Raw genomic sequence first — 1,274 nt, 5'->3', positions numbered from 1 at the left:
TCAGTGCCCTTACCAGATCAGCGCGTAAAGCGAATAAGAAGAGTGTGACTTTTGGAAATCCGAGTGAGGGCACTGTTGCTTTGCGTAATGTTGGAAGTGGTAAACTTACAACAGACTCAACAGAAGCCGTTAATGGCTCTCAGCTTTATTCATTGGGCGATAAGGCAGCAACATATTTTGGCGGTGGTGCAACATTTACAGAGGGTGCTTTTACAGCTCCGACTTATAAGATCTCTAATATTGCTGAAAACGGTGAGGTAACGGAGAGTGCTTATAACGATGTTGGTTCAGCCTTTGCAGGTCTTGATACGAATTTCAAGAATGTGAATAATCATTTGACGAATGTTGTCAATGAATTCACTGAAAAAGTAACGAACATTACGCAAGAAGTTCAAGGTGATGCTTTGTTGTGGAGCGAGTCTGATAAGGCTTTTGTAGCTCTTCATGGAGAAGGTAAAGAAAGAGCCAACAGCAAGATTACATCTATTTTGGCTGGAACAGTCTCTGAAAGTTCCACTGATGCTGTGAATGGTGGTCAGCTTTATACTCTAGGTAGTAGTGTTGCTACGTATTTCGGTGGTGGTGCTAGCTATGAGAATGGCGCATGGACCGCTCCTACTTTCAAAGTTAAGACCGTTAATGAAGATGGTAGTGCGGTTGAAGAGCATGAGTATGCTACTGTTTCTGCCGCTTTTGAGGGTGTAGGTAGTTCTTTCACGAACATTCATAATGAGATTAACAAGGAGATTGACAAAGTTGTAGGCGATAGCCTTGTTAAGCAAGATGCAGAAACAAAGGTTATCAAGATTGGTGCAGAGAAAGAGGGTACGGCAATCACAGTTGCAAACAGTAATGGTGATGCCCGTAGTATCTCTGGCGTGAAAGCAGCAGCTCTCTCTGAAGGATCGACAGAAGCGGTCAATGGTAGTCAGCTTTATTTATTGAATCAGACGCTAGCAAAGTACTTTGGTGGTAGTGCTAGCTATGAGAATGGCGAATGGATCGAACCAACTTTCACGCTTAAAACCTACAATGCCGATGGTACGGAAGGTGATCCACAGGAGCATCATAATGTAACGGAAGCGTTTGCAGGAATTGATAAGAATTTCACAAATGTCGTTAATGATTTTAATGAAAAAGTCACAAACATCACAGAATCTATGCAAGGCGATGCTTTGTTGTGGAATGAAAGTGAACAAGCTTTTGTAGCTAAGCATGGAGAAAAAGATGGAGAGAAGACAAACAGCAAAATCACATCACTTGCGGCTGGTTCT

At 42.4% G+C, this 1,274-nt stretch carries 1 pseudogene; it reads left to right on the top strand.

The window, feature by feature from the left end:
* Positions 1–1,274 (top strand): annotated as a pseudogene (locus ACFINF_RS07985) (hypothetical protein); the annotation flags it as partial.

It is taken from the genome of Bartonella sp. TS25HLJMH (assembly GCF_042193505.1).
Classification (GTDB): Bacteria; Pseudomonadota; Alphaproteobacteria; order Rhizobiales; family Rhizobiaceae; genus Bartonella; species Bartonella grahamii.
The sequence above is the reverse complement of the archived record's forward strand: the minus strand, read 5'-3'. Positions and strand labels throughout refer to the sequence as shown.